This is a genomic window from Pseudomonas sp. PAMC25584, assembly GCF_058135675.1.
Genome location: NZ_CM176870.1, coordinates 3,310,875 through 3,337,031 on the forward strand (window position 1 = coordinate 3,310,875; position 26,157 = coordinate 3,337,031).

Genomic DNA, 26,157 nt, shown 5'->3' on the forward strand with positions numbered 1-26,157 from the left:
GCCGGCCCCCATCGCAGTCGCGGAGACGTTGATGAACTCAGATGAGCTACGCAAAGAACTCGCGCTATCAAAATTCTTCAAAGGTGACTCTTCCCTCAATGAAGCGGTACAGGGACTGAGTCAGGCTGAAAAGAAAGTGTGTATCGAATCGGCCTTTGAGCAAGAGGCAGCACGACTTGGGATAGCGGTATGGGAGCTGACGCTGACCATGATCTCGGAGTCTCCCGAAGAGCTGAAAAGCATGACCCTGGCGTTCCATCGAGAAGTGTCAGAAATGGTTGAGATGGAATGGACGGATTACTGCATGCTCAATGAAATCATCGAATAACACTTGGGGCGCGTGTACAGGCACGCGGGCACTTGTCGATACCGCACAGCAACGGCTGATTAGCGGCAAAGGCAAGGCGGGAGACGCAATGCGACAGCACGCCCCGTCGGTTCAACCCTGGGAGCCGGCATCGGCGTTCGGCGACAGGGCGTCAAAACCTGAAATCACGTCAAAGAGTTCCTCGTCGATACCGGCTTGGCGCAAACGGTGATAGGTGGCGTCAAGGTCTTGCAACAGTTCGCCGATGTTGCGGTCTGCGCGCTGCATCGCGGCAAGACGGCTGGCGTTTTCACTGGCCAACGACTCGGCACTGGCGCGAAACAGCGAGACGAACAGGTGCTCACGGATGAACGCACGCAGCGTCTGTGTGTTCGCGCTCAGGACTTCGGGCAATTGAGGCGTGGGCCAGGGTTGCAAAGCGAGTGCCTGTTGCCATTGCTCATCCAGGGGCAGCAGTCGCTGGCTCACCGGGCTATAGCCGTTACCGCTGGGCCGGTTATAGAAAAGCATCAGCGTGGCACGTTGTGGTTCTCCCGCGCCCTCGCTGTCCGCCATCGGGACTGTTTGCAGGACCTGCCCCACCAGTTGCGTGATTTGCTCCACCGACCCAGGCACGGCAAACACGCCTTCGGGCGCTCTACCGGCATCGAGCAGTCGTTCATGCACACGTTCACCAACCGCCCAAACCTTCACCGGCAAGGACGCGAACTGGGCGATTGCGTAGTCGACCACCTCGTCGTTGAACCGCCCGACCAGTCCCTGATCGGAGCCGAATACCACCGCATGCACAGTGTGACCCTCATCCCGTGCATGGGGTGCCCGGGCGTGTATCGTTGCGGGATCGACCGCACGCAGACAAACGCCCAACCCCAGTTCGACGGTGCGCGCGTAGTCGGCGAGTGCCGCCACTGATCGCTCGTACTGCCCGATGGCCGATGCGGCGGAGGCTTTCATGACCCGGACAACGGACTTGAGGTCAGAGGCGCTGCTGATTTGGCGGCGCAATGCCGTGATGGTGGCAGCCATCAAACCTCCTTGGGCGCAGGCACAAACGCCGCAAGTGCCTGGCGCGCCGCTTCGGTGACCTGCTCGCGATCAGCGTCGGTGAGCGCCTCGGCATCGGCCAGGCGCTTGCCCAGAACAGCCGGGAGGCCATCGGCGGCCGCCTCCACAGCCTGCTGCGCAGCCGTCATGCGCTCAAGCGGCACCGGGTCGAAGAGTGCCGCATTCAAGGCCAGCAAAATCGCGATTTGAGCAGGCACCGTCACCGGTGAAAGCTCCGACTGGCCCAGGCAGGCGCGGATGCGCTGGCCGTGAACGATGGATTGGCGCGTGTCCTCGTCCAGCCTTGCACCGAAGCGCGCAAAGGTCTCCAGCTCCTCAAATTGCGCATAGGCCAGCTTGAGGGCGCCCGCCACGGCGCGATAAGCCGGGCGTTGAGCCTTGCCGCCGACACGCGAAACTGACTGGCCGACATCAATGGCCGGCAGCACGCCGAGTTCAAACAATGACGGCGACAGCACGATCTGCCCATCGGTAATCGAGATCAGATTGGTCGGGATGTAGGCCGATATGTTCTGGGCTTCGGTTTCAATGATGGGCAGTGCTGTCATCGAACCGCCGCCGCGTTCCTGGTTCAGATGGGTCGCGCGCTCCAGCATGCGCGAATGGATGTAGAAAATATCGCCCGGAAAGGCCTCGCGCCCCGGTGGCCGACGCAGCAACAGCGACAGCTCGCGGTAGGCGCGCGCGTGGTGAGTCAGGTCGTCGTAGACAATCAGCACGTCGCGGCCGGCCTCCATAAAATGCTCGGCGATGCTGGTGGCGGCGTAGGGCGCGATATAGGACAGTCCCGGCGCTTCGTTGCCTTCGGCGACCACCACGACGGTGTAGGCCAACGCCCCTCTCTCTCGCAGGTTGGCCACCGCCTTGGCCACGGCCGACGCTCGCTGGCCAATGGCGCAATACACACACAACACGTTCTTGTCGCGCTGATTAAAAATGGTATCGATGGCGATCGCCGTCTTGCCGGTCTGGCGGTCGCCCAGGATCAGTTCGCGCTGGCCTCGGCCGATGGGGATTAGCGCATCGATGACTTTCAGGCCGCTTTGCAGCGGCTCGGTCACGGGTGCACGGTCCATGATCGGCGCCGCCGGCCGTTCGATGGGTAGGCGCGATCGGGTCGCAGGCTGCGCCCCACCATCCAGGGCGCGGCCGAGTGGATCGATCACCCGACCCAGCAACGCATCGCCCACTGCGACGTCCATCACTCGCCCGGTACGTCGGACTTTCTGACCGGCGCGCAGGTGAGCCGAATCGCCCAGCAGCACCACATCGACGCCCTCCTCGTCCAGATTGAACGCGATGCCCGACAAACCGCCGGGAAATGTCAGCAGCTCCTCGAACCCCAAGTGCGGCAACCCTTGGACACGGGCAATGCCGGTGGAGACGCTGACCACTGTGCCCACTTCATGCAGGGTCAGATGCGGCTTGAAGTCCCGGAGTCGTTGGCTGATAAGGCTGAACGCCTCTTCCTCGGCGTGTTGCCGCGTAGCGTCGACAGGCGCGATCATTGGCATGTGCGCCCCGTTGAGGATTGTTGCTCTGGCACATCTGACGACAGCGCTTGAAGGTAGTCAGCAATGCTCCAGGCCAGCGTCAGCCCCTGCACGTTGATTTCAATACCACTGACCAGTTCAGGCGCGGTCTCGAACTTGAGCACAATGGCCTGCCCGGCCCACTCATCCAATGCCGACTGGATCAAGCTCTGCTGCGCGGCCGGCAAGTCGAATGCGCTGCGCAGTCGTGCTGGCTCGTCGTTGGACGTGGCCTTCAAGGCGGCAGCCAATTCGTCTCGCGCAGGTCCGTCAAACGTATGCAGGCGCTGGAGGAAGACCTCACAAGCGCGCTGCTCCAGGCTGGCCGACGCCAAGTCGCCGAGCACCCGGCGTGAGATGTCGTAAACCTGTCGTTGCGTCTGGCGGACTAAATTGGCGTGCAGATCCTGCGTGTGTGCCAACAGTGCTTTTGCGCTCATCTCACGTGCAGCGTCTGCGGCACTGCGCGCCTCGGCCAACAGGCGCACACGTTCATCGTTTGCTTGCGCGACGGCCTTACTCAATAGGGCCGCCCGTTGTTCGTCAAAAGACTGGTTCTTTTTCTCGAACTCGTCTTGCTGCTGGTGGGCTTTGGCCTTGGTGTCGGCAGCGTCTTTGAGCTCGGCAGCAATCTTCGCTTCTCGCGCAGCGATGGCGTTCAGCACCGGCTGGTACAGAAAACGCTTCATCAACCACACCAGGATGAGGAAATTCAGCACTTGGGCGGCGACGGTGAACCAGTCGATGAGCACGGTCTATTTACCTGCCGCCTGGGCAACCGACGCGATAGCGGTATTCCAGAATGGGTTGGCGAAGATCAGGATCATCGACACGACAAAGCAGTAAATGGCGGTTGACTCGATCATCGCCAGGCCGACGAACAAGGTGCGCGTGATGGTCGCTGACGCATCGGGCTGTTGAGCCAGTGACGTGAGCGCCACGGACACCGCCTTGCCCTCGGCCAATGCCGGGCCCATGGTACCGAAGCCGGTGGTCAAGCCGGCCATGACAATCGAAGCAATGGCGATCCAGGTGAGAGAGTCCATAAGGGGCCTTTATGTGAGTTGAAGGAGGTGTCGCAGTGGCTCAGGACCCCGGCTTCGTGGACGCTGTGCTGCTACGGGTGGCCGCAGCGATGTACACCGCCGCCAGAATGGTAAAGATGTAGGCCTGCACCATGCCGGTGAGTAAGCCCAGCACTGTCATCACAATGGGGAAAACAAACGGCGTGATCGATAACAGGATGGCGATGATCATGGCGCCGCTCATCATGTTACCGAACAGGCGTACCGCCAGGGCCAACGTGCGCGAGGCTTCACTGATGAGGTTGAAAGGCAGCATGATCGGCGTCGGCTGCATGTACGACTTCATGTAAGCCCCAAGTCCCTGGCTGTAGATACCAAACATCGGCACCGCCACCAACACGCACAAAGCCAATGCAACGGTGGTCGACAGCGAAGCGGTGGGCGGTTCAAAGCCAGGGACCACGGTGCCCAGCGCCGAAGCCGCGACAAACAGGAACAACGTGCCGAGAAAGCCCAGGTAACGGCGCGGATGCTTCAGGCCGACATCCTTGATCTGGCCGACAATTGCCGTCACCACGATCTCCAGCAGGTTTTGCCAGCGCGAACGCTCGTGGCCTGTGGCTAGGCGGCGTGTGATCAGCGCGGCACCCAACACCAGCACTGCCATCAGTGCCCACGTGAATACAATTGTGGCATTGAGCTTCAAGAAGCCATCCTGCCAAAAGATCCACGCATCAGGCGTCAGGCGCATGGCGGTGCTCCCGGCGAATGCGCTGCCTTGGTGATTGCGGTCGATTGTGTGACGCGCATGACGACAGCACGCGCCACCAGGAAACCCAGCATGCACAGCCCGAGGCGCACAGGTTGGGCGGCACCGACGACATAGAAGCCAAGCAATACGACGGCGGTTCGCAGGATGAGACTGCCAAGGAACCAGCGTGCCGGGGTCGGCGACGAGGCGCCGTGGCGCACGGTCCACCACAGCCCGCCGAAGAAAATTCCACCCAGCGCGCCACCGGCCAACAGCGCGCCCGCCCCAGCCAGTACCCAGTTGCCGTAGTCAATCATCATCCTGCTCCTTCTCATCGAGTTCGTCGTGCATGGCCTGGTCTTCCCTGGCCACCCAGTGCCACGCGTTAAAGCAGCCGATTGTCAGCCCCGCCACCAACAACGCCAGGGTCCACGAACGGCCGCCGGACGGGTGGTGCTGCTGGTCGAGCCACAGTCCCAGGGCTGCGCCCAGTAATGTGGGGACAACCACTGACCAGCCGATCAACCCCATCATGCCCAGCCCAAACCACACGCCAGGTGTAGCGCTGCGGCGCGCCTTGAGTTTACGGGCGGCCTTGGCGCCGACCTGTTCGGCCAGTGTCGGGTCGCCTGGTACAGGCGTGGACGGTGGGCGCTTCGGGTTCTGCTTCATGACCGGCGATCGCGTAATGACGCGAAGCGGCGCATGAAACCGCTCTCCAGGCGAGCCATGGTCGCGCGCATGGCGACTTCTTGCGTATCCAGTGTCAGAAACTCCTGCGCGACTGCGTCGTGTAGCCGGGACAGATCATCGCCACGCACTGCCCGCCGCGCCGAGATCACCACGTCCTGTCCGGTCTTGACCAACACTCCTGCGTCCAGCGCAAAGAACACTTCACCGTGGGCTTCGCTCTGAAAGCTGAGGATGCCTGGCACAAGCGCCGCGACACAGTCCAGGCGCCTGGGCAATAGGCCGAACGAACCTTGCACCGTCTCGACGACGATTCGCGACACGTTCCTTTCAACCGCGAAAATTTCGAACGGCAGCAATACTTTAAGTGTCATCAACGGCATGACTACGCTCCTCGGGGGTCTCAGGCGTGGCCTTCGCCTTGGCTTCATCGACTGCGCCGATCATGTAGAGCGCGCTTTCCGGGAAGCCCTTGAACTCGTCTGCCAGGATGCGCTCACACCCCTCCAGCGCGTCCTGCAGGCTGACGAGCTTGCCGGGCATGTTGGTGAATTGCTCGGTGGTGAAAAATGGCTGGGTCAGGAAGCGCTCCAGGCGACGCGCGCGCGCTACCACCTTGCGGTCATCCGGCGACAATTGCTCAAGCCCGAGCATGGCGATGATGTCTTTGAGTTCAGCGTACTGGGCAAGCGTGTGGCGGATAGCCTGTGCGAGCCGGTAGTGGCGCTCGCCGACAATGCCCGGCGTGAGCATCTTCGAGCTGGACTGCAGGGGATCGATGGCTGGAAACAGGCCTTCGCTCGCGCGTTTGCGCGACAAGACAATCGATGCCGAGAGGTGCGAGAAGGTGTGTACCGCCGCCGGGTCGGTGAAGTCATCAGCCGGCACGTAGACCGCTTGAATAGAGGTGATAGCGCCACTGTCAGTGTTGGCGATACGCTCTTCCAGCGCCGCGAGTTCAGTGCCCATCGTCGGCTGGTAACCCAAGCGAGACGGCATCTGCCCCATCAAGCCGGAAACCTCGGAACCGGCCTGGATAAAACGAAAAATATTGTCGACGAGCAGCAGCACATCGCGGTGTTGGTCGTCGCGAAAGTACTCCGCCATCGTCAATGCCGCATGCCCGACCCGGAAGCGCGCCCCAGGCGGCTCATTCATCTGGGCAAAAATCATTACCATATTGGGCAGCACACCGGCGGCCTTCATCTCTCGATAAAGCTCTTCGCCTTCTCGTGAACGCTCCCCGATGCCGCAAAAGATGCTCACGCCTTCCTGGTGGCCGACCATGTTGTGGATCATCTCGGTCAGCAGCACCGTCTTGCCGACACCCGCGCCACCGAACAAGCCGGCCTTGCCGCCGCGCTCCAGAGGGGCGAGCACATCAATGGCTTTGATGCCGGTCTCGAACACTTCGGATTGGGTGGAGCGGCGTACCAGCGGCGGGGGCGCCTGGTGTACGGAGCGCCACTGCACGGCATCCAGCGCGGGCTGGCGATCGATGGTGTTGCCAAAGACGTCGAACATGCGCGACAGGATCTGATTGCCCACCGGCGCTTTTAACGGGCCTGCGGTGTCTTGCACGCTCATCCCTCGCGCCAACCCCTGGGTGGGCGTCAGTGCAATGCCACGCACGTGGTGTTCGTCGCGCTGGGCCAAAATCTCGATGATCACCTGGCCGGCATCACCGGCGCGCAGCAGGGTATGGATGGGCGGCAGCACCGCATCGAAACGAACATCCACAACGCTGCCGCGCACGGCAGTCACCACGCCGACGTTCACTGCACCGCTCTCGGGCGTCACCTGGCGTTGCGTCATCTCGCAGCTTCCTGTTCGGTTGTCGTGGCGAGCCGGGGTGCAGCCTTGCTCGGTCAATGAGCGCGTGCCGGAGCAGCAGGTTAGCCAGGCCTGTTCAGGGGCGTTGGGCGAGCCACAGTAACCATCAACGACACAGCGACTGGCCGATTGAGTGGAGGAATGACACCCACTCGAGCTGAGGGCACAGACGATGCCGAACGTCGCCCGGGCGTGCGGCGGCCGCGCAACGCCTAAATATCCACCCGGCTCCACAATGGCAGAGCCCCAAGTTAGCGGCCTGACAGGCTACAGAGTAGTTCGGAAACTACCTACAAGCGATCTTGAGTAGCACTACAACGCCGTTGTCAGAGGGCCATCCCACGCCGGGAGAGGGTGGAAAAGGCTCGCGATCGCGCTGCGCAGGTGTCATGCGGGCACAGGAGGTTCGGAAACTACTTAGTGGCTCTTTGCAGTGATGCTCGGGCATTTAATTGATCGGTGGCCCCTTGAGCGCGCCTTTGGCGCTTATGACTCAGGTGTTTGACCACGCTGGCAAAGCGCTTTCAGCAGAGGCAAATCCATGATTTCGACGCTACGCCCTTCGACCGCCATCAAGCTCATTTCGCGCAGACGCGCAATGGCTCGGCAAATCGTTTCGGACCTTACGCCAATGGACAAGGCAATATCCTCACGTGACATACGCAACAGAAAGCGGTGCGCGGAGTACCCCCGCTGCGCAAAGCGCTTGGACAGCCCCAACATGAAGATTGCCAAACGCTCTTCTGCGTTGTAGTGCCACAGCGTGTATAGCCTGCTCTGGCCCTGGGTAATTTCTCGGCTAAGCATTCTGCTCAAGCTCAAGCGTAACGAGGGCACCTCGCGGGCAAGCTGTTCCAAGCGCTGATAAGAGATCATATAAACTTCGCTGTCTTCCAGGGCGACTGCCGAGCACACGTGCGGTTCGCCGGTAATTGCTTCCAGCCCTATCGGTTCTGCGGACATGGGGAATCCGGTGACCAGGCTGAACCCTTGTTCGCCGACTAGAACAGTTTTGAAACTGCCGGACCGCACAAAATATAGATACCGCGCATTGACCCCTGCGTGATAAAGCTCAGCGCCCTTTGCAATGCGCACGGTGTGAGTGATTAATTCATCGAAGCGTTCACACACCTGCTCAGAACACTCCGACGATAAAAACACCTCGCGAATGGCGCAGTGATCAGCGGTTTTTACCGATGGTTGGGGCAGTAATGGAAACGACATCACAGGCCTGGTTTGATGGGTAGTGATCAGCATCATGCACACTCCGGCTTCGTTCACTGAGGCGTTACCCAAAGGCGGGAGTCAGGTCGAGTTCGTAAATAATTTCGTCATCGCCAGTCGCCGGGTATCGGCCATGAAACCCAAGGCTTCGAGCCAGGCGATGCATTCCAAAGTTATTGCTCTGATGAACCGACATCATTTTTTTGAAACCATTTTGCCGGGCCGTAACGATTAGGTGCTGCATCAACAGCGTGCCCACGCCCTGACGCTGCCAACGGTCGGCTACAACCACTGCGCAATCACACTGCTGGGCATCCGCTGCGACGGCATAGCGACTGATGCCAACTTCACACAACAGGCCATTCTCATGAATCATCGCGATGTAAGCGGTACGGTTGCGGTAGTCCACGTCCATCATTTGATCCAGGAGCGGCACCTGCGCCGCCCCTATTACCCCGAAAAAACGCGTTCGAAACGACTCGGCGGACAACTGTCCCATGAACTGGAACTCAAGTTGCCGGTCTTGTGGATGCAACGGGCGAATCAGCACATGGGTGCCGTTGTTCAACGCCTCTATCCAATGCTCGTGGGGTGGTTCATCGCCGAGCGCCGCGAGAATTTTTTCTACTGCATCGTCCGTCATCTGACCAGGCCCTGTATCAATAAGTGAAAGACTCGGGCCGAAGGTTCACGGCTACCGATTTCGCAAAACACTGTCGCGTACCTGACAAGCCTCCACAGAGCTGTACAACCGACGGAAAACGATCGGCAGTAAATCCGGTAAATCCTCTGCCAATAATCCGGGACCACATTCGGCCGCCGCCGCGCCGTGCAGCCAGACACCCGCCGCCGCTGCCGTAAATGCCGACATTCCCTGGGCCAACAACCCCAGAATGATGCCACCCAGAACGGCGCCGGAACCCGCAGTGGCCAAGGATGCAGGCGCATTGTTGTTGATGATTGCCCGCCCATCAGGCGCCGCGATCACGGTGTCACTGCCCTTGAGCACAACCACCGCCGAGCAGCGCAGGGCTGCTGCTCGGGTACGGCTTAGCTTGTCGCCGGCGGGGTCAAATATCCGGCGGAATTCACCGTCATCGGGCGTCAGCACGCACGGGCCCTGTATCGCACGATCGAGGGCCGCAGGGTCATCCTGAAAGACCGTAATGGCATCGGCATCAATCACCGTGGGCCGCGCCGTTGCAAGCATCGCCAAGACGTGGCCAAACGTGTCTTTGTTGACCCCGGCACCAGGGCCGACCAACCAAGCGGAAAAACGACTGCCGTTGAGTAAATGACCAAAGTCTTCCGGCGTCACCCAGGGATGCACCATGATGCTGTTGAGCGTCGCGGCATAGACAGGTAGCGCTATTTCAGGCACGGCAATGCTTGTCAGGCCCGCTCCGGCTCTTGCTGCACCTCGGGCCGCCATGCGAGCGGCCCCGGTCATCGGGTAGCCACCAAATACCAACGCATGCCCGCGAGTGTGTTTATTGGAATCGGCATGAACGCGCGGCAGGTCGGCCAGCCACAACGCGGGATGATTCTCAAAGGCCAACGGTGCGAGGGCATCGAGCACCGACGTGGGCGTGCCAATATCGGCAACAATGACTTCGCCGCACAAGTCCCGCCCCGGCAGCAACAGGTGGCCTGGCTTCTTGCGGAAAAACGTCACGGTCAGCACCGCCTTTACGGCTCCAAGCGCTTCCCCGGTGTCGCCCATCACACCGCTGGGCGTATCGATTGCGACAATCGGTACGCAGCCGCGTCCGGCGGCGGCCAGGGTGTCCAGCGCCTGCCCTTCCAGTGGGCGGCTAAGACCCGCGCCGAATAGTGCGTCCACCACCAATTCGGCCCCTTCAAGTACCGACGGGCTCAATGCCTCGACCTCCCCGACCCAACGCTGTGCATGCTGCCTGGCCTCGGCCTGGAGACTGAACCGGCTACCCAGCATTGCCACCCGCACTGGCCAGCCAGCTTCAGCCAGCAAGTGCGCGACGACAAACCCGTCACCGCCGTTATTGCCAGGCCCGCACAAAACCAACAGCGGCCTGGGAGTCCAGCGGCACCCGATTTCGCGCGCCACAGCCGCTCCGGCATTGCCCATCAACTCGAAAGACGACACGCCGGCAGCAACCGAAAGCCGGTCAGCCTCCGTCATCTGCCGCACGGTTAACACGGCGGTCTGGCGACTGCTCGGTTCAGACTCTGCATTCAACCGGTTCATGTTTTTCACCCTCTTAAACAGCACCCCAATCAATGATCGCCCGCGATGGAACGCCACTGCATTCAGGGCGCTAAAAACGCGGGTTGATCGCCGACAGCGGGCGCCATTCAATAGCGGCCTTGACCTTGCCCTGGGCTACGAAGTCCGCTGCAGAGCCATGCAACTTAGGCGCCTGGTTACGAGTTCATTCGCGACACTGACGCCTCCCCGCGCTACTGGCTACTCATTGGCACGTCCGGCCTTTTTGAAATGAGTCCTCTCATGGTGGCGCTCCTTTTAATCTGAAGAGTCGGGGCTGACTAGGCGCAACTGCGTAGATCACGGTATTCGTTTGCGGGATATCGCAGCAGGCTCGGAAACTACTCAGGTTCCGGTGGTTAGGCAGGCCGACGCAGTTAACAGCGAACCGCTGGTCGCAGATATTGGCGCTGACGGCAACGGAATCAACGGTCTCTCCCCAGCAAAGTCGAGATAGCGTTTAACCGGCCATCTGTTGACGCAATTTAAACGCCCTTAAACACCTTTAAACGCCTTAAACGGCCTAGCCGCACGAATGCGAGATTGCGTAGCACTCAAAGGGGTGTAGTCTCAAAACAGAGGTGTTCCTTCGGAACGCAGTGATACGGAAAATCACAATGCCAGTTCGCCGTCCACTCGATGCGGGAACGGCCACGCCCGAGGTGCTTACACGACCACCTTTAGCTGACGCTGCAACACGGGGCCAGAAAAAGGCATCTACACCTCAAATGACCACGGAGCCCCTTGACCGCCTACGCTCACTTAACAGTGAAAACGAACAGCTGCGGCGTTCACTGGAACAGCAACGGGCTGCCTCACAGGTTGCTTTAGGCGTACTCCACAGCACCCACATTGCAGCCATTCTGCTCGACGCAGATCTGAATATCCGCTTGTTCACGCCCGCCAGTCAGCCGCTGTTCAATATCCTTAGCCAAGACATCGGGCGACCACTGGCAGACCTTCGCCCCATGGCCACTGATCTCAATCTGCTGGATGACGCCAGAACCGTCATGCGCGACAGGGTTGTTTTGGAGCGAGACGTTGAGTCACGTGATGGCATGAGTTTTGTCCGCCGTATTTCGCCCTACAACCTGCAACACGATTGTGTTGAGGGCGTGGTCATCACCTTTACGGAGGTGGGCGAAAAAAAACAGCTGACGCAGGCACTCGAAAGGGCCACGCAACAAGCCAAACAGGCGACGGCCACTCGGTTACGCTTTCTCGCATCGACGAGCCATGATCTGCGCCAGCCTTTGCAGACGCTTAAGTTGTTGCAGGGTCTGTTGCTGGGAATGCTTAAAGATGAGAAACCTCGAAAACTGACCGCGAGAATGGGCGAAACGGTGGGGGCAATCTCCGGAATGCTTAACGCGCTTCTGGATATCAACCACATTGAAACAGACGCTAATGGAGCAAACCCCTCCGACTTTCGCATCAGCGATTTGCTCGATCGGCTCGCCGATGAGTTCAGCTACAAAGCCGGCGCTAAAGGTCTGAAACTCAAGGTAGTACCCTGTCAACTCATCGTAGAAAGTGACCCGCGCCTGCTTGAGCAGATGCTGCGTATCTTGCTGTCCAATGCACTGCAACACACCCATGAAGGCCGCATACTTTTGGGCTGCCGCCGGCACGGCGGGTGGCTCAGCATTGAAGTCTGGAATTGCGGCACCGTGACGCAGACGTCCAAGCCGGTGCCCTCCCTGGATCGCTATGTACCTGTCGACCACGCAGCCCAGGCAGATGCGCCAGGTTTACTTATCGTTAAGCAACTGTGCTCGGTGCTGGGACATCGACTGCGCGCGCAATCGATTCAAGCGAAAGGGTCGGTATTTTCCATTGATGTCACTTTTTCTCGTCCCGTCATCTCGTTACCAAATGCTCAGCTAGAAACTGATCTAAAAGAGAACGCCCTGGCGCACGACGGTGAAATGATCCTGATTGTCGACGATGATGTCGAGGTCCTCGAACTACTGGGCATGCTACTCAAGTCCGAAGGTTATCAAGTGGAGATGGCTGTTGACGGGCTGAGCGCTCTGGAAAGCGTCACCCAAGGCGGCGTGCAACCTGATCTGATACTCGCTGACTTTAATTTGCCGGGCTCGTTGAATGGCTTACAAGTCATCACTCAACTGCGCAAAACACTGCATCGCAGCATGCCTGCGATCATTCTCACGGGTGATATTTCTCATCAAACCGCGCGTGACGTAGCCTTTGAGCACTGTACTCAGCTCAACAAGCCAGCGAAACTTAAAGAGATTATTTTCGTCATTACGTCTCTGCTTGAACAACAGCGTTTGGTGATTGCCCAAGATGAATGCCGCGAGGAAGCCGAAACCGCCGACACCGAAACATCCATCATATTCGTCGTTGATCGTGACGATTTTTTTCGCACTACCATCCGCAGTTTGCTCGAATCCAAAGACTATCAAGTTCAGGACTATGCTTCGTGCGAGGCGTTCCTGGAGGCATACTCTCCCGGCCTACGCGCGTGCTTGCTGGTAGATGCGAACCTGCCTGGAATGCAAAGCCTTGAACTCATCCACCGGCTGAGAAGCAATGGCGATGAACTGCCAACCGTCATGATCAGCGACAGCCACGACGTTTCACTTGCCGTGAATGCGATGAAGGCCGGTGCATCGGACTTCATCGAAAAGCCGTTTAGTCGCAACGAGGTTCTGCAAATAGTTGCGCGCGCTCTGGAGCACTCGCAGGACGCAAACAAAAAAATGGTGTGGACTCAGAACGCAACCCATTGCATTGACAGTCTTACTTTGCGACAGCGTCAAATCATGGACATGGTACTTGCAGGGAAGCCGAGTAAAAACATTGCTGCAGAACTCGGAATCAGTCAGCGCACGGTTGAAAATCATCGCGCTTCAATTATGACGCGCACTCACTCCAAATCGATTCCTGCACTGGCGCGCGTCGCACTTGCGGCCCACTCCAGGGCCGGCACTAATTCGGTCTTCGAGGTGAAGGCGGCACCTAACGTTTTTAACCGTCCGGGCGACACATCTTCCGGACACCAACGCTAAGGGCGATTAGCTGCGTGATTTACCCTGCGCGCGCGTCGGCTAAGGCCGGTTAGAGAACATCAGCGGTTGGCCTTTAACGTTTCAAGCATCGCCTCGGCGGCCAGCGTGTGAACTTTACGGGTCGGGTGCCATTCATCCCAGTAGTAGTGGGCATCTGGATGTTCACACACCGGCTTGACGTCCGGATAGGTGGCTTGGCACGGGCTATCCAGATCCTTCAGGCCCGCAACATCGGGGGCTGTACGAAGCCTGTTGCTGAAGGCCAGGTGGTCAAAGTAACTAATACTGACGTGATGGGCTTTAGCCAGTGTTGTTAACACGGCGGGCAGCTTTTGTTCGAGTATCTGCTGGTATTCTGTTGCGTTCTTGACCTGATTGCCCTGCACCACGGCCGGCACATGACTCAAATCCGTAGTCCCCACGACCATCACGTGCTTCGCGCCGGCTGCAATCAGCGTCTGGGTAGCCTTTTGTATATTCGCCACGCTGTTCTGGCTTAGCACGTCAATCGATTCTGGGTGCGAAAAGTCGGCCCATTCAAAAAAATCGTTTGCTGAGATGAAAATAAAATAGAGCGCATTCGGATCCGCTTTGTGCGTTTTCGCGGCGTTCAGATGATCGGCGATTTGGCCAAAAACCCCGGTGTCGCGAGATGGCTCCATCCAGGCGTAGTAGTTGCCGTTGCCGCTTTTAGCGCCGCCAATCGCGTAGTCGGTCAGGTCGGTTTTCAACGCGCGAGCCAGCTCCTCTACGGCGGTGGGGCCATTGCTCCAGCGTCCCTTCCAGTACAACGAGCCCGGTAGTTCCTGTGCGTCTTTGACCTTCTGCGTGGCCAATAGTCTAGTGAAGGTTTGACCCGCACCATTGTCAGAGTAACTGTCACCGAACGCATAGAGATGATCGTAACTGGGCGCGCCAAATGCAGTTGAAACAGTCAGCGTCAATAAAGCGGCCAAGCAAGCGCGTCGAGTCATTGATATTCTCCCGGGGCATCACCTTAGACTACCGGTCTGCGACGTTTTGCCTTGCAACAGTTGCGACCTATGTTTAGCCGGGTGCGCAAGAACTGTTCTGTTCGCGACAAGGGGTTGAAGCGCCCCGGATTCTCTAGGCACCTTGCCGCTCAGCCGATACTTGACTCACGTTTCGTAAGCAATGGCGTAGGTGTTCCCGGAGCGCTTGATATGAGCAAAGCCGAGCGCTCCCAAGTGCATGCCAGCGACCATCAAGTTGTCTGAACTGGCAACGTCCAGCAGCCTCGTTCGCGTGGCCGCCGATAGCAGCGGGTCCTGGTCGAAGGCAATCGTGACATCAGGGCGCGCAATCTGAATCTGAGGAAAATGAACAATATCGCCCCATATCAGCAGACTGCCTGCCACGGACTCAAATCGGTAGCCGCAATGCCCGACGGTATGCCCAGGCAACGGCATCGCACTGATGCCCGGCAGGACGTCATTGGCGGTGAACGGGCGCAGATTTTTTCGGTACTGATCGAACACCCTTCGTGCAAACAGAAAGTTTCGACGCGCGCGTTCACTGGCCTGGCCAAGGTGGCCATCGTCCTCCCAGAACGCTAGCTCTCGCTGATGCACAACCAACTCAGCATTGGCGAAGGCCATTTGTCCCGCTGCGTTCAACAAGCCACCGATGTGGTCGGGGTGCGCGTGAGTCAGCAGAACCGTATCTATGTCACCGGGTTGCACGCCGGCCAATGCAAGATTGGCCAGCAACTCGCCGCCCCATTGATTGAATCCGCCGGCGCCAGCGTCGATCAGAACCGTTCGGCCACGCCCACGTATCAGATAGCAATTGATATGGATTGACGCTGGCTCGCTGATTCCGGCGGCTAACTGAAGTCGGACCGCCTCCGTTGGCGCGATGTTGGCGAGAAAATCCAGGCTCGCCCCCAAGTAGCCGTCGCTGATGGCGGTGATTGAAAACTCGCCGACTTGCTGGCTGGGGAGTCTCCAGCGAGGGATGTCCACGTTACTCATGACTGTAACTGCACGGTCATGGCGCGATACACATTCAGCCCCTGCAGATCGCAGGCCCTGGCCTGAACGCAATCCAGTTTGGCCAACCAGCGGTGTGCAGGGGTCTTGTCCAACGCAACGGCGTGCAGCGCTACAGGCGTAAGGCCTAACTCAATCAACACGTGAGGGCCTTGTTCACTGATCAACAGGAACTCGTCCGCGCCCACGGCAACTGCCCGGTCCTGCCCGGCATAGAGGTTGCGTCTCCAATCAGTGATGTGCGACTGCCAGCCGGAAAAAGTGCCACCGCCTTTTTCGCGGTACTCGTCGCTCTGCAATACGGTAAGCGTGTCGACTGAATGCAAGGCCAAGTAGGCCGGGCAAGTGCCGCTCAAGGCTTCGAAACGCTGTGAAGCGCTGAAACCGCTCACCGAGATCAGCGCCGGCAGTTTTTCCAGGCTGTAAAACCCATTCCACTCGGCTTCGCTGGCAGGGTCAGCGTAGTTGCATTCGACTGTGTAAATCATAAAGTCACTTCATGGATTGATGTTCCATCATGCTAGTGGCACGGTAGAGCCCCATAAAACGATCTTTCGGCACCCTTCAGTGACTAAACATCAAGGTGGCTGCCTTGGCTACAGGAAAAGACCATGCGTCGAAAGCTACCGAGTAATGCAGCCCTGATTGCCTTTGAAACGGCAGCCCGCCATGGCAGCTTCGCCCGTGCCGCCAATGAATTGGCCTTGACCGAGGGCGCAATCAGTCGGCAGATAGGCCGCCTGGAAGCCTTTCTGGGCGTCACCCTATTCGAGCGCGTGGGCAACCGCGTGCGGCTCTTGCCTAACGGTGAGCGCTACGCGGCGCAAGTGCGCGAACTACTCGACCGCCTCGACAGGGACAGCCAGTATTTGATGGGCCAGCCCAGAAACGGCGCCAGCCTGGATATCGCCGTCAGCCCAACCTTTGCTTTGCGCTGGCTAATCCCTCGGTTGCCTGGCTTTAGCCAGCAACACGCGAATATCTGCGTACATCTCTCGGAACGCATGGAACCGTTCGTGCTTGCCGGTAGCGGCTTTGATGCCGCCATCCATTTTGAGCACCCGGCCTGGACAGGCATGCACACGCACCGCCTGTTGAAGGAAGTGCTCATTCCGGTTTGTCACCCTGCCCTCCTGAATCAGGGCAAACCGGCAACGGCGCTGGATTCACTGCCACGATTACACCGACGACAGCACCCGGATGCGTGGCAGCGCTATGCCCAAGAAACCGGGATTGTGCTGAGCAACCCAGCGATGGGCGCACGCTACGATTTGCATGCGATGTTGATTGAGGCCGCACTGGCTGGTCTCGGTGTGGCACTCGTACCGCGCCTGTACGTGGAGGCAGAGCTGGCGCAAGGTCGACTGGTTGCGCCATGGCCGCAGGAGAAGAATGTGGCCAAGACCTTTTGCCTCGTGTTACCTGAACCCCTAGAGCTGAGCCGCGCGCCCATCCAGGCATTTGCGCATTGGCTGTTGGAGGAGGCGCAGGTCAAGTAGGGGCATGTGGAGGTGCCAGTGCAGAGCCCGCAACCGCCGGTTGAGGCTCGAACACACATTAAAGGAGCGCCAGGAACCTTGCGATTCCTGGCGCTCAGTAACGCGACCAAAACCCTGCCAAGGGAAAATGCCGTGTCGACGCAGAATCTAGCATGCCAGTGCGCGCCACCTGACCTGCGACAAACCACCACAGGCCGCGCCTCATTGCACAATGAAGAACCACGCCTTGGCGCTCTCCCCTCCTGACTGTGGCGGGCTGTCGCACTGGGGCTCCTCGTTCAACGGCAACGAGCGCAGCACCGAACCCGATGAACCGGGCTCATGAACGCCAAACCGGCACGCGGGCGAGTGATGAGCGGGTTTATCAGGCAAAAAAGGTTCTTCACGGATTACCGGGAAAGACGCTCTTGATCTTCATGAAAAAGAATTCGCTATCCCGGTAACCATACGCCATACGCTTGATCACCTTTATTCGATTGTTTATTCCTTCCAACTGACCGGTGTGCATTGGCCAGCGAACCCGACTGACGATGCCTCGCCAGTAACCCTTTAGTCTTTTGGCAAACTGCATCAGGGCAGGTATCTCGCTTTCATGGGCGTGACGCAGCCATTGGTTCCAAGCTGATCTCCAGTCCCAGGCGGTGCTCGGCGTCCAGAGCGTTTTGAGTTCAGCCTTCATTAAATAGACCGTCATCAGCGACTGGTTGGCCGCCAGCAGATCCTGCAAATGAACCTGTTGCTCTGGGTTTTTCAGGTTCTCAGGATTGCGCAGCAGTAACCATCGCGCCTGCTTGATGACTTTGCGTGCAGGCCTGTCATGGCGCAGTCGATTGGCTTCGTCGACACGAACCCGGTCAATTACCTCTCGACCATATTTGGCCACCACATGAAAGAGGTCGTAGACCACTCGCGCTTTGGGGCAGTGGTGACGAACCTCCAGATCAAAAGCGGTGTTCATGTCCATCGCCACCGCTTCGATTAGCGCGCAGCCCTCGGGCCCCAGCTCTTCAAAAAAGGGTCTAACCGCCGCCCGACTACGGCCTTCGCCGATCCACAGCACCCGTCGCGTATCCGCATCCAGGACAACGGTGGCATAACGATGACCTTTGAAGAGTGCGAACTCGTCCATGACCAAGCGTCGCGGTTTCGCCTTTGGCAAAACGCTTAATGCTGCTTGCAGGGCTCGACGCTCCAGTAAACGAACGGTCTCCCAATGCAGGCCAAACATCTGCGCCACGTGCAGCGTTGGAAGGCGCTCGCACGCTTGAATGACGGCATCTGCCAGGCGCCGGGTCATGCGGGCATAGCGATCCAGCCAACTAACCGCCTCCATGCGCTTGCCACAATCGCGGCAACCAACGCGCCGGAGCAAAACGCTCAAGCGCACCGCATGGCCGAGAATAGGCAAGTCACGAATGATGCGCTCGCAATACTCATGAGTGGTTGAGCAGAGCTTTTGACAGCCGCCACAACATGGGAACCGGGTGGCATGGGGGATCAGGTCGATCTGAAGGGCATCGCCGTCAGGCTTGATGTTGACGACAGAAAAGCCCTCCCAAAAGGGAAGGAAAGTATTAATATCTCGCATAAGAACGCCGGTTTGTTAGATGTGTTTGCTCGCACGAACATCATCAACCAAATCGGCGTTCTTGTTTCTGTGTTTCCCGAGATTCCGTGAAGAACCAAAAAAAAGCCCTCTGGGAAGAGGGCCTGGCAACCGGCACATGAACGGGTTCAAATGCCGCGCCTCGAGCTACCGTGGAAGTGTCTGCCTCCGCTCAAAGCCTGCACACTTTATGAGCACAGTCTCAGGGCGACAACTGCGACAATCGGGCACATCGCACGCGCTAATCGACCCGATCCGCGGTGCTGGCGGCGCGCGCGATCAATGCTGATCAGGTGTGGTGCTTTGTCGCAGCTCACTGGCGTCGCCCTGGGTCAACACCGCGTCAAGGAATCGGCAGCCAGCGGCGAAATCCCACGCCGCCCTTGCTGGTCAACGGGCACCAGGCAAAGTCCCAGGGCAGGGGCGGAAACTCCTCCAGATCAGCTTCAAGCCCGGGCACCGGACGAGGCGCCTGCTTCCAATCGAACACCCTTTCCGGCGCGCCCTGCCAGGCCAACACCAGCCCCCGAGCCTGGCTGTCATCGCTATTGATCCAGCGTGCCGCCGCAGCGCACATAAACGACTCGATGTGCTCTTCGTTGATCCGCGCCTGATACTTGGAGCCCAGGAGCCAGCGGCATACGCTCAGGTAATAGGTCCAGTTCAACGGCGGATGATTGCGATAGGCCCAGGTCATGAAGCCGCGAAATATATTCAGGCCATCGGGCGGATCGAGCTTGAGCAAGCCGGGGCACACATCGAACAAGGTGTGCCAGTAAGGCAGCAGTCGGGCATCCAGGTGTACGAAACTGCGCGCATTACCTGGGTAATCCGGAAACGGCAGTAGGAAGTCCGCTTGATTACGCAGACGCGAGGCTTTGCTGACCAATCGCGAAGCCCCCGATGGAACGGCTAGCGCGCACATGGCGACCTCCGGCCGATTGGCGCAGTTGCGGACTTTGCGTGTCTTCTTGCGTAAACGGCCGCAGCCAATCCTGGCAGTAGCCGGCGATTGAGGCGTACCAATACATGAGCCATTGTGTGCTCCTTCCCGTGTCACCTTTAACCGTGGAGCCCCCACAACGCCTAGCTGACCGGGGTCGACAGGCACAAGGGGGCTTAGACAAACGCGGTCATGCGCAAAGTGCGGGGGACGCTCTGGGGTTGGCCGAGGGCCAGGAATAACGCGGGGGCGCCTTGCAGCGCTGTTCGCGGCCAGGCCGGCGTACCTGCCCGATCCGCAGCAACCAGCCCAGACAGAACAGTAACGCGATGCTCAAGGTCACGGACGAGCAGATCGGACAGGCAAAACTCCCGGCCCAGCCACTGGCGGACAGATCGGCGGGACCCGCTTTCGAGGCCGGCGCAGAGCTGCTCTGGGACGAGCAGAACTGCCCGCCTACGCCATTAAGCGCCAGGCCCATCGTCTGTCCGTGCGCCAAACCGCAGGCGAACACATTGAACAGGACGCAGAAATACAACGTCCAGGCAATGAGCGAGCGGTCTGAGCGGGTCAGTTTCATGGCGGCGACTTTACCACCGAACAGCCGGTCGATTGAAGCGCAACCCGGGACGGCAGTACATCGCCCCCATGCCTTCCAGGGCGTTATCGATTGGCGAAGTACATCGTCACTTCAAAACCAATGCGTACATCGGTGTAGCTCGGTTTGGTCCACATGGGCACGTCCTCTTGGGGTCTATTGGGGTTTAACGTTGCGCTGCGCCATTACAGGCGAACGTCACCCGCCCCGCTTGACTGAGTGTGACAACGCTGCTTGTCATTTCGTGCCAATCAGGCCCGCTGAAAAATCATTAACTTCGAAACAAATTGGCAAAAACCCGCGAAACGCTCTATCCGGATTAACGATAACATGTTAACAATATCCCAAGCCCTGACCTAGCAGAGGGCCATACCAACAAAAACAACAAAAGGAACGCCCCTCATGCATTCGTGCCTCTTTCGCACGGCGGCAAGCGCTGGCCTGTGCGCCGCGTTTACCCCTCTGGTTGCCCACGCCGATTTTTTCCAGGACAGCAAAGCCACTCTGGACCTGCGCAATTTCTACATGAACCGCGACTTTCGACAGAGCAATGCGCCGCAGAACAAGGCGGACGAATGGGCGCAGGGTTTTGTATTGCGCATGGAGTCGGGCTACACCGACGGCGTGGTCGGATTCGGCGTGGATGCCTTGGGAGAACTGGGCTTGAAACTCGACTCCAGCCGAGACCGGCGCGGCACCGGGCTGCTGCCGTCCGGCGCAGACGGCGAACCGGCTGATAGCTACAGCGAGCTGGGCCTGACCGCCAAACTGCGGGTGTCAAAAACCGTGCTCAAACTGGGCACCTTGCAGCCGCTGTTACCCGTGGTGGCCTACAACGACACCCGGCTGCTGCCGTCGACCTATAACGGCGGACTGGTCACCTCGCAGGACATCGATGGGCTGACCCTGAACGTCGGTCGCCTGGAAAAACAGAACCTGCGCGACTCCTCCAACAACGAGTCAATGAGTTACGGCGGCGTCACCAGCAGCCACCTGGACCTGGCCGGGGGCACCTACGCGATCAATCCGCACCTGGCGGCGACGTATTACTACGCGCAAATGCAGGACATCTACCGTCAGAACTTCATCGGCCTGGTGCATGACCTGCCCCTGGCCGAAGACGTGAACCTGCGCAGCGACCTGCGCTATTTCGACACCCGCGAGCAAGGCAGCGCGCGGCTGCGCAGCCCTTCGAGGGTTGACGGCGGGCGGATCGACAACCGCTTTTTCAACGGCATGTTCAGCCTGTCGGTGGGCGCGCACAAATTCGGCCTGGGCTATCAAAACCTCTCCGGCGACGGCGACTTTGCCTTCCCGGGCCAAGACCCGTATTCAGTCAATCTGGTGACCATCAATATCTTCACCAAGGCCAACACCGACGCCTGGCAGGCGCGCTACGACTATAACTTCGCAGCCCTCGGCGTACCCGGGCTGACGTTCATGACCCGCTACGTGGACGGCAGCCACGCGCAAACCGCCACCGTGCGTAATGGCCGCGAATGGGAGCGCGATACCGATCTGGTCTACACCGTTCAAAGCGGCCCGCTGAAGAACGTCAACGTGCGTCTGCGCAACGCCAGCCTGCGCTCAAGTAACGGCCTGACCAGCGACATCGACGAGAGCCGGATCATCGTCGGCTACAGCCTGGCCTTGTGGTGACCGCGGCGGTGTGAAATGTGCAATCACTTCCTCGTAAAAGCCATTTTTCGGGGAAGTGACTGCAACCATCATGAGCGCACCGACGCCCATCGAGAACAGACTATGGCGGCTTCACCGCAACCCCGATTGCCGCTGGCGGTATTCCCCCGGCGTCATCTGCGCGTAACGCTGAAAGAACCGGCTGAAATAGGCCGGGTCCTTGAAACCCAGCTGGTAGCAGATTTCGTTGGCCGAACTGCCGGTGAACAACAACAGCCGCTTGGCCTCCTGCATGACCCGCTCGAGAATCAGCCGCTTCGACGGCAGATCGGCAATCCGTCGGCAGACGTCATTGAGTCGCGCCTCGGTGACGCCTACACCGTCGGCATAGCGCGACAGCGGCCAGTGCTGCAGGTAATGGTCCTCGATCAACGCGTTGAAGCGATGGAAGATCCGCAGGTCTTCATGGCGCGCCGGCCGGGCTTGCAGGGAGTTGGAGCAGAGCCGCAGCAAGCTGATCATGATCAAGCGGGTCAGGCTGTCCAGCGCCGCACTGCGCCCAGCGCCGGCAGCGTTGATTTCGTCGCTCAGCGCTTCGAACAGAAACTCCAGCCGCCTGACTTCGCGTGGAAACTGCGCCAGTGCGACACAGGCCGCCGGCAACTGCGAACCGGGCACCAAGGTCGGGTCGGCATCGATCAACCCCCAGACAAGCTGTTGACGCACCGTCAGCACATGCCCATCGGCGTCCGCCTCCGTGACAAAGGCGTGGGGCACCGTCGGCGGCGTCAGAAAGAACATCGGCCCCGACTCCAGATACTGCTGGTCATCCAGGTAAACACGCACCGCGCCGCTCTTCACGTAATGCACCTGGAAGAACCGATCGTGCCGATGGACCGGCATGTTGCGACCGAAAAACTCCGCCAGGTTGCCGAGTTTGTCGTAGTGCACTTCGGCATCACTGTAGCGCTGGTCGTAGACCTGACCGATGTTGATATTGGGGATCGGTTTACGATCGATCATCGCGGATTTCTCTTTTTTATTGGGCTATCAACCAACCTGCAGAGGCCATCCTGCACCGGATTTCAGCGGCTCGCCAGGCGCGAAAGAGTTTGCCACGCTTGACGATAGTTAACATCTTAATTATAACGTTAACAGGTTAACGAATATGCCTCGGAGCAGTCTCTGCCCCGCCACTGCCAGGAGAAAAGCATGAGCCGTGCTCTGCATGATGGTGCGAACGGCACCCTGTTCGGCGTTGCGCTGAACTATCAGGGGTTGCTGAACCAACGTATCGCCGAATTCGAGCAAGCGCCTTACCAGAAGCCGCCGCTCAAACCGGTGCTGTTCATCAAGACCCCCAACACCCGCAATGGCCATGACGGCAGCGTCGTGCAGCCCACCGGCGAACGCCTTCAGCCCGGCCCGGCGCTGGGCGTGGTGATCGGTAAAAGCGCCAGCCGCGTCAGCGTCGAGAACGCGATGGCGCATGTGGCCGGCTACACCATCGTCAACGAGTTCAGCCTGCCGGAAGACAGCTACTACCGCCCGGCGGTGAAAGCCAAATGTCGCGACGGGTTCTGCGCGCTGGGCCCGGAACTGGTGGGGCGCGACCAGATCGACAACCCCAACCAATTGAGCCTCAAGCTGTTCGTCAACGGTGAGCTTCGCCAACAAAACTCGACCGCCAATTGGGTGCGCGATATTCCTCAACTGATCGCCGAAATCAGCGAGTTCATGACCCTGCACGAAGGCGATGTGCTGATCACCGGCACGCCCGAAGGCCGTGTGGATGTGCAACCCGGCGATACCGTTGAAGTCGAGATCAGCGGCCTGGGCCGTCTGATCAACCACATCAAGGCAGAGGAGCTGTCATGAAACACGCCCGTATTCGCTTTGAAGGCGCCGTGCATCAGGTTCTGGTCGAAGCCCAAAACGCCGTGCGCCTGGGCGACGGTCGCCTGCTCGCCGAAGACCAGGTCGAGTGGCTGCCACCGGCCACCGGCAGCATGTTCGCCCTCGGCCTGAACTACGCCGACCATGCCGCCGAACTGGCCTTCACGCCGCCGACCGAGCCGCTGGCCTTCATCAAGTCGCGCGGCACCTACACCGGCCACAACCAAGTGACCTGGCGCCCGGACAATGTCGCCTACATGCACTACGAGTGCGAACTGGTCGCGGTGATCGGCAAGCCGGCGCGCAACGTCAAGCGCGCAGACGCCCTGGACTACCTGGCCGGCTACACGGTGTGCAACGACTACGCGATCCGCGACTACCTGGAAAACTACTACCGCCCCAACCTGCGGGTGAAGAACCGCGACGCGACCACGCCGGTAGGCCCGTGGATCGTCGATGTCGCCGACGTGCCGGACCCGAGCAACCTGAAACTGCGCACCTGGATCAACGGTGAACTGCGCCAGGAAGGCAGCACAAAAGACATGATTTTCGACATCCCGTACCTGATCGAATACCTGTCCAGCTTCATGACCCTGCAACCCGGCGACATGATCGCCACCGGCACGCCGGAAGGCCTGGCCGACGTGGTGCCGGGCGATGAAGTCATCGTGGAAGTCGAAGGCGTGGGGCGCCTGGTCAATCGAATTGTCAGCGAGGCGCAATTCTTCAGCGCCGGTAAAGAGGCTTGAGCAGCATGATCAAACACTGGATCAACGGCCGTGAGGTCGAAAGCAAAGACACCTTCATCAACTACAACCCGGCCACCGGCGAAGCCATCGGTGAAGTTGCCAGCGGCGGCGCCGAAGAAGTCGCGCAAGCGGTTGCAGCGGCCAAGGAAGCCTTTCCAAAGTGGGCAGGCACACCGGCCAAGGAACGTGCCCGCCTGATGCGCAAGCTCGGTGAGCTGATCGAACACAACGTGCCGCACCTGGCCGAACTGGAAACCCTCGACACCGGCCTGCCGATCCACCAGACCAAGAACGTGTTGATTCCACGGGCCTCGCACAACTTCGATTTCTTCGCCGAAGTCTGCACTCGCATGGACGGCCACACCTACCCGGTGGACGACCAGATGCTCAACTACACCCTGTACCAGCCGGTGGGTGTCTGTGCGTTGGTATCGCCGTGGAACGTGCCGTTCATGACGGCCACCTGGAAGACCGCGCCATGCCTGGCACTGGGCAACACCGCCGTGCTGAAAATGTCCGAGCTGTCGCCGCTGACCGCCAATGAACTCGGGCGCCTGGCCGTCGAGGCCGGCATTCCCAAAGGCGTGCTGAACGTGATCCAGGGCTACGGCGCCACCGCCGGTGATGCGCTGGTGCGCCACCCGGACGTGCGCGCGATTTCGTTCACCGGCGGCACCGCCACCGGCAAGAAAATCATGCAGACCGCCGGGCTGAAAAAATACTCCATGGAACTGGGCGGCAAGTCGCCGGTGCTGATCTTCGAGGATGCCGACCTGGAACGCGCCCTCGACGCCGCACTGTTCACCATCTTTTCGCTCAACGGTGAACGCTGCACCGCCGGCAGCCGGGTGTTCATTCAGGAAAGTGTCTACCCGCAGTTCGTCGCCGAGTTTGCCGCCCGCGCCAAACGCCTGATCGTCGGCGACCCGCAAGACCTGAAAACCCAGGTCGGCTCGATGATCACCCAGGCGCACTACGACAAGGTCACCGGCTACATCAAGATTGGTATAGAAGAAGGCGCCACCCTGCTCGCCGGCGGCCTGGAACGTCCGGCCAACCTGCCGGCGCACTTGAGTCGCGGGCAGTTTATCCAGCCCACGGTGTTTGCCGATGTGAACAACACGATGCGCATCGCCCAGGAAGAAATCTTCGGCCCGGTGGTGTGCCTGATCCCGTTCAAGGATGAAGCCGAAGCGCTGCAACTGGCCAACGAGACCGAGTACGGCCTGGCGTCCTATATCTGGACCCAGGACATCGGCAAGGCGCATCGCTTGGCCTACGGCATCGAAGCCGGCATGGTGTTCATCAACAGCCAGAACGTGCGCGACTTGCGTCAGCCGTTCGGTGGGGTGAAAGGCTCTGGTACCGGACGCGAAGGCGGCCAGTACAGCTTTGAAGTGTTCGCCGAAATCAAGAACGTGTGTATCTCCATGGGCAGTCATCACATTCCGCGCTGGGGCGTGTGAGTCAGACCGCTGGCGAGAGCCC

General features: G+C 59.5%; 27 protein-coding genes. 7 read left to right on the plus strand and 20 right to left on the minus strand.

The features are described from left to right. The first annotated feature begins 31 nt into the window (after positions 1 to 31). Positions 32 to 328, plus strand: a complete 297-nt coding sequence (locus ACS5Q8_RS15065) for a DUF6388 family protein (RefSeq protein WP_465159087.1) — start codon at positions 32 to 34, stop codon at positions 326 to 328. A gap of 111 nt (positions 329 to 439) precedes the next feature. On the opposite strand, the gene ACS5Q8_RS15070 is transcribed toward ACS5Q8_RS15065, so the two are convergent. The 12 genes from ACS5Q8_RS15070 to ACS5Q8_RS15125 all read right to left on the minus strand — a co-directional run bounded on the left by ACS5Q8_RS15070 (position 440) and on the right by ACS5Q8_RS15125 (position 10,675). Next, entirely contained in the window at positions 440 to 1,354 is a 915-nt protein-coding gene (locus tag ACS5Q8_RS15070; protein WP_276193120.1) for a F0F1 ATP synthase subunit gamma, read from the minus strand. Then, entirely contained in the window at positions 1,354 to 2,907 is a 1,554-nt protein-coding gene (locus ACS5Q8_RS15075) for an alternate F1F0 ATPase, F1 subunit alpha (RefSeq protein ID WP_276193121.1), read from the minus strand. The genes ACS5Q8_RS15070 and ACS5Q8_RS15075 overlap by 1 nt, the downstream gene beginning before the upstream one ends. After that, a complete protein-coding gene (locus tag ACS5Q8_RS15080) occupies positions 2,898 to 3,677 on the minus strand; it encodes a F0F1 ATP synthase subunit delta (RefSeq protein ID WP_276193122.1) in 780 nt (259 codons plus the stop codon). Before ACS5Q8_RS15080 ends, ACS5Q8_RS15075 begins: the two co-directional genes overlap by 10 nt. Before the next feature lie 3 nt (positions 3,678 to 3,680). Then, a complete protein-coding gene (locus ACS5Q8_RS15085; RefSeq protein WP_247398855.1) occupies positions 3,681 to 3,971 on the minus strand; it encodes a F0F1 ATP synthase subunit C in 291 nt (96 codons plus the stop codon). Between the two features lie 40 nt (positions 3,972 to 4,011). Further along, on the minus strand, positions 4,012 to 4,701 hold the full coding sequence (locus ACS5Q8_RS15090; RefSeq protein ID WP_426099852.1) for a F0F1 ATP synthase subunit A: 690 nt from the start codon (positions 4,699 to 4,701) through the stop codon (positions 4,012 to 4,014). Next, positions 4,692 to 5,018, minus strand: coding sequence for an ATP synthase subunit I (locus tag ACS5Q8_RS15095; RefSeq protein WP_276193123.1), 327 nt, complete (start codon positions 5,016 to 5,018; stop codon positions 4,692 to 4,694). The genes ACS5Q8_RS15090 and ACS5Q8_RS15095 overlap by 10 nt, the downstream gene beginning before the upstream one ends. Further along, positions 5,011 to 5,373, minus strand: a complete 363-nt coding sequence (locus ACS5Q8_RS15100) for an AtpZ/AtpI family protein (RefSeq protein ID WP_276193124.1) — start codon at positions 5,371 to 5,373, stop codon at positions 5,011 to 5,013. Before ACS5Q8_RS15100 ends, ACS5Q8_RS15095 begins: the two co-directional genes overlap by 8 nt. After that, positions 5,370 to 5,774, minus strand: a complete 405-nt coding sequence (locus ACS5Q8_RS15105) for a F0F1 ATP synthase subunit epsilon (RefSeq protein WP_247398843.1) — start codon at positions 5,772 to 5,774, stop codon at positions 5,370 to 5,372. The genes ACS5Q8_RS15100 and ACS5Q8_RS15105 overlap by 4 nt, the downstream gene beginning before the upstream one ends. Further along, on the minus strand, positions 5,755 to 7,206 hold the full coding sequence (gene atpD, locus ACS5Q8_RS15110; RefSeq protein WP_465159088.1) for a F0F1 ATP synthase subunit beta: 1,452 nt from the start codon (positions 7,204 to 7,206) through the stop codon (positions 5,755 to 5,757). The genes ACS5Q8_RS15105 and atpD overlap by 20 nt, the downstream gene beginning before the upstream one ends. A 504-nt stretch (positions 7,207 to 7,710) precedes the next feature. Then, positions 7,711 to 8,484 carry a cyclic nucleotide-binding domain-containing protein gene (locus ACS5Q8_RS15115; RefSeq protein WP_276193126.1) on the minus strand — a complete coding sequence of 258 codons (774 nt, stop codon included), beginning with the start codon at positions 8,482 to 8,484 and terminating at the stop codon, positions 7,711 to 7,713. 28 nt (positions 8,485 to 8,512) lie between these two features. Continuing rightward, complete coding sequence (locus tag ACS5Q8_RS15120) at positions 8,513 to 9,091, minus strand: GNAT family N-acetyltransferase (protein ID WP_247398834.1); 579 nt, start codon at positions 9,089 to 9,091, stop codon at positions 8,513 to 8,515. 51 nt (positions 9,092 to 9,142) lie between these two features. After that, the gene (locus ACS5Q8_RS15125; RefSeq protein WP_465159089.1) at positions 9,143 to 10,675 is read right to left on the minus strand and encodes an NAD(P)H-hydrate dehydratase; all 1,533 of its coding nucleotides are present in this window, start codon (positions 10,673 to 10,675) and stop codon (positions 9,143 to 9,145) included. A 635-nt stretch (positions 10,676 to 11,310) separates the two neighbouring features. Here ACS5Q8_RS15125 and ACS5Q8_RS15130 point away from each other — a divergent pair. Continuing rightward, entirely contained in the window at positions 11,311 to 13,728 is a 2,418-nt protein-coding gene (locus ACS5Q8_RS15130; protein ID WP_465159090.1) for a response regulator, read from the plus strand. Between the two features lie 59 nt (positions 13,729 to 13,787). Here ACS5Q8_RS15130 and ACS5Q8_RS15135 read toward each other — a convergent pair whose 3' ends face one another. The 3 genes from ACS5Q8_RS15135 to ACS5Q8_RS15145 all read right to left on the minus strand — a co-directional run bounded on the left by ACS5Q8_RS15135 (position 13,788) and on the right by ACS5Q8_RS15145 (position 16,228). Continuing rightward, entirely contained in the window at positions 13,788 to 14,702 is a 915-nt protein-coding gene (locus ACS5Q8_RS15135) for an SGNH/GDSL hydrolase family protein (protein ID WP_276193129.1), read from the minus strand. Positions 14,703 to 14,867: 165 nt separating this feature from the next. Beyond that, positions 14,868 to 15,722, minus strand: a complete 855-nt coding sequence (locus tag ACS5Q8_RS15140) for an MBL fold metallo-hydrolase (protein ID WP_276193130.1) — start codon at positions 15,720 to 15,722, stop codon at positions 14,868 to 14,870. Continuing rightward, positions 15,719 to 16,228, minus strand: a complete 510-nt coding sequence (locus ACS5Q8_RS15145) for a sugar ABC transporter (protein ID WP_276193131.1) — start codon at positions 16,226 to 16,228, stop codon at positions 15,719 to 15,721. Before ACS5Q8_RS15145 ends, ACS5Q8_RS15140 begins: the two co-directional genes overlap by 4 nt. A gap of 123 nt (positions 16,229 to 16,351) precedes the next feature. Here ACS5Q8_RS15145 and ACS5Q8_RS15150 point away from each other — a divergent pair, with 123 nt between their 5' ends. Beyond that, complete coding sequence (locus tag ACS5Q8_RS15150; protein ID WP_276193132.1) at positions 16,352 to 17,239, plus strand: LysR substrate-binding domain-containing protein; 888 nt, start codon at positions 16,352 to 16,354, stop codon at positions 17,237 to 17,239. A 382-nt stretch (positions 17,240 to 17,621) separates the two neighbouring features. Here ACS5Q8_RS15150 and ACS5Q8_RS15155 read toward each other — a convergent pair whose 3' ends face one another. From ACS5Q8_RS15155 to pqqA, 4 genes are all read right to left on the minus strand, one after another. Next, positions 17,622 to 18,827 carry an ISL3 family transposase gene (locus tag ACS5Q8_RS15155; RefSeq protein WP_465159091.1) on the minus strand — a complete coding sequence of 402 codons (1,206 nt, stop codon included), beginning with the start codon at positions 18,825 to 18,827 and terminating at the stop codon, positions 17,622 to 17,624. A 361-nt stretch (positions 18,828 to 19,188) separates the two neighbouring features. Next, entirely contained in the window at positions 19,189 to 19,770 is a 582-nt protein-coding gene (locus tag ACS5Q8_RS15160; protein ID WP_276193133.1) for a putative natural product biosynthesis protein, read from the minus strand. Between the two features lie 208 nt (positions 19,771 to 19,978). Next, positions 19,979 to 20,368: a DUF2946 domain-containing protein gene (locus tag ACS5Q8_RS15165; RefSeq protein ID WP_443697963.1), complete on the minus strand. Its 390-nt coding sequence runs from the start codon at positions 20,366 to 20,368 to the stop codon at positions 19,979 to 19,981. Between the two features lie 83 nt (positions 20,369 to 20,451). Further along, positions 20,452 to 20,523, minus strand: coding sequence for a pyrroloquinoline quinone precursor peptide PqqA (gene pqqA, locus ACS5Q8_RS15170; protein WP_108524256.1), 72 nt, complete (start codon positions 20,521 to 20,523; stop codon positions 20,452 to 20,454). Positions 20,524 to 20,788: 265 nt separating this feature from the next. Here pqqA and ACS5Q8_RS15175 point away from each other — a divergent pair, with 265 nt between their 5' ends. Further along, a complete protein-coding gene (locus ACS5Q8_RS15175) occupies positions 20,789 to 22,045 on the plus strand; it encodes an OprD family porin (RefSeq protein ID WP_465159092.1) in 1,257 nt (418 codons plus the stop codon). A gap of 111 nt (positions 22,046 to 22,156) precedes the next feature. Here the strand turns inward: ACS5Q8_RS15175 and hpaA are convergent, their stop codons facing one another. Further along, on the minus strand, positions 22,157 to 23,047 hold the full coding sequence (gene hpaA / locus ACS5Q8_RS15180; RefSeq protein ID WP_276193136.1) for a 4-hydroxyphenylacetate catabolism regulatory protein HpaA: 891 nt from the start codon (positions 23,045 to 23,047) through the stop codon (positions 22,157 to 22,159). Between the two features lie 189 nt (positions 23,048 to 23,236). Here hpaA and ACS5Q8_RS15185 point away from each other — a divergent pair, with 189 nt between their 5' ends. From ACS5Q8_RS15185 to hpaE, 3 genes are read left to right on the plus strand one after another with little or no spacing between them, the layout of a single operon-like run. Then, positions 23,237 to 23,902 (plus strand): fumarylacetoacetate hydrolase family protein, encoded by a 666-nt coding sequence (locus ACS5Q8_RS15185; RefSeq protein ID WP_465159093.1) that lies wholly within the window; start codon positions 23,237 to 23,239, stop codon positions 23,900 to 23,902. Next, positions 23,899 to 24,669 carry a fumarylacetoacetate hydrolase family protein gene (locus ACS5Q8_RS15190; protein ID WP_276193138.1) on the plus strand — a complete coding sequence of 257 codons (771 nt, stop codon included), beginning with the start codon at positions 23,899 to 23,901 and terminating at the stop codon, positions 24,667 to 24,669. Before ACS5Q8_RS15185 ends, ACS5Q8_RS15190 begins: the two co-directional genes overlap by 4 nt. 5 nt (positions 24,670 to 24,674) lie before the next feature. Then, positions 24,675 to 26,135, plus strand: a complete 1,461-nt coding sequence (hpaE, locus tag ACS5Q8_RS15195; protein ID WP_276193139.1) for a 5-carboxymethyl-2-hydroxymuconate semialdehyde dehydrogenase — start codon at positions 24,675 to 24,677, stop codon at positions 26,133 to 26,135. Positions 26,136 to 26,157 lie beyond the last annotated feature (22 nt).

Excerpts from the sequence above, each read along its gene's own strand:
- ACS5Q8_RS15095 (WP_276193123.1), bottom strand. The coding sequence starts at position 5,018 with ATGATTGACTACGGCAACTGGGTACTGGCTGGGGCGGGCGCGCTGTTG.
- ACS5Q8_RS15130 (WP_465159090.1), top strand. The coding sequence starts at position 11,311 with ATGCCAGTTCGCCGTCCACTCGATGCGGGAACGGCCACGCCCGAGGTG.
- ACS5Q8_RS15185 (WP_465159093.1), top strand. The coding sequence starts at position 23,237 with ATGAGCCGTGCTCTGCATGATGGTGCGAACGGCACCCTGTTCGGCGTT.
- ACS5Q8_RS15105 (WP_247398843.1), bottom strand. The coding sequence starts at position 5,774 with ATGCCGTTGATGACACTTAAAGTATTGCTGCCGTTCGAAATTTTCGCG.
- ACS5Q8_RS15155 (WP_465159091.1), bottom strand. The coding sequence starts at position 18,827 with ATGCGAGATATTAATACTTTCCTTCCCTTTTGGGAGGGCTTTTCTGTC.
- ACS5Q8_RS15065 (WP_465159087.1), top strand. The coding sequence starts at position 32 with ATGAACTCAGATGAGCTACGCAAAGAACTCGCGCTATCAAAATTCTTC.
- hpaE (WP_276193139.1), top strand. The coding sequence starts at position 24,675 with ATGATCAAACACTGGATCAACGGCCGTGAGGTCGAAAGCAAAGACACC.
- ACS5Q8_RS15190 (WP_276193138.1), top strand. The coding sequence starts at position 23,899 with ATGAAACACGCCCGTATTCGCTTTGAAGGCGCCGTGCATCAGGTTCTG.
- atpD (WP_465159088.1), bottom strand. The coding sequence starts at position 7,206 with ATGACGCAACGCCAGGTGACGCCCGAGAGCGGTGCAGTGAACGTCGGC.
- ACS5Q8_RS15090 (WP_426099852.1), bottom strand. The coding sequence starts at position 4,701 with ATGCGCCTGACGCCTGATGCGTGGATCTTTTGGCAGGATGGCTTCTTG.
- ACS5Q8_RS15075 (WP_276193121.1), bottom strand. The coding sequence starts at position 2,907 with ATGCCAATGATCGCGCCTGTCGACGCTACGCGGCAACACGCCGAGGAA.
- ACS5Q8_RS15150 (WP_276193132.1), top strand. The coding sequence starts at position 16,352 with ATGCGTCGAAAGCTACCGAGTAATGCAGCCCTGATTGCCTTTGAAACG.
- hpaA (WP_276193136.1), bottom strand. The coding sequence starts at position 23,047 with ATGATCGATCGTAAACCGATCCCCAATATCAACATCGGTCAGGTCTAC.
- ACS5Q8_RS15070 (WP_276193120.1), bottom strand. The coding sequence starts at position 1,354 with ATGGCTGCCACCATCACGGCATTGCGCCGCCAAATCAGCAGCGCCTCT.
- ACS5Q8_RS15125 (WP_465159089.1), bottom strand. The coding sequence starts at position 10,675 with ATGAACCGGTTGAATGCAGAGTCTGAACCGAGCAGTCGCCAGACCGCC.
- ACS5Q8_RS15145 (WP_276193131.1), bottom strand. The coding sequence starts at position 16,228 with ATGATTTACACAGTCGAATGCAACTACGCTGACCCTGCCAGCGAAGCC.
- ACS5Q8_RS15115 (WP_276193126.1), bottom strand. The coding sequence starts at position 8,484 with ATGATGCTGATCACTACCCATCAAACCAGGCCTGTGATGTCGTTTCCA.
- ACS5Q8_RS15175 (WP_465159092.1), top strand. The coding sequence starts at position 20,789 with ATGCATTCGTGCCTCTTTCGCACGGCGGCAAGCGCTGGCCTGTGCGCC.
- ACS5Q8_RS15140 (WP_276193130.1), bottom strand. The coding sequence starts at position 15,722 with ATGAGTAACGTGGACATCCCTCGCTGGAGACTCCCCAGCCAGCAAGTC.
- ACS5Q8_RS15100 (WP_276193124.1), bottom strand. The coding sequence starts at position 5,373 with ATGAAGCAGAACCCGAAGCGCCCACCGTCCACGCCTGTACCAGGCGAC.
- ACS5Q8_RS15135 (WP_276193129.1), bottom strand. The coding sequence starts at position 14,702 with ATGACTCGACGCGCTTGCTTGGCCGCTTTATTGACGCTGACTGTTTCA.
- ACS5Q8_RS15165 (WP_443697963.1), bottom strand. The coding sequence starts at position 20,368 with ATGAAACTGACCCGCTCAGACCGCTCGCTCATTGCCTGGACGTTGTAT.
- ACS5Q8_RS15085 (WP_247398855.1), bottom strand. The coding sequence starts at position 3,971 with ATGGACTCTCTCACCTGGATCGCCATTGCTTCGATTGTCATGGCCGGC.
- ACS5Q8_RS15160 (WP_276193133.1), bottom strand. The coding sequence starts at position 19,770 with ATGTGCGCGCTAGCCGTTCCATCGGGGGCTTCGCGATTGGTCAGCAAA.
- ACS5Q8_RS15120 (WP_247398834.1), bottom strand. The coding sequence starts at position 9,091 with ATGACGGACGATGCAGTAGAAAAAATTCTCGCGGCGCTCGGCGATGAA.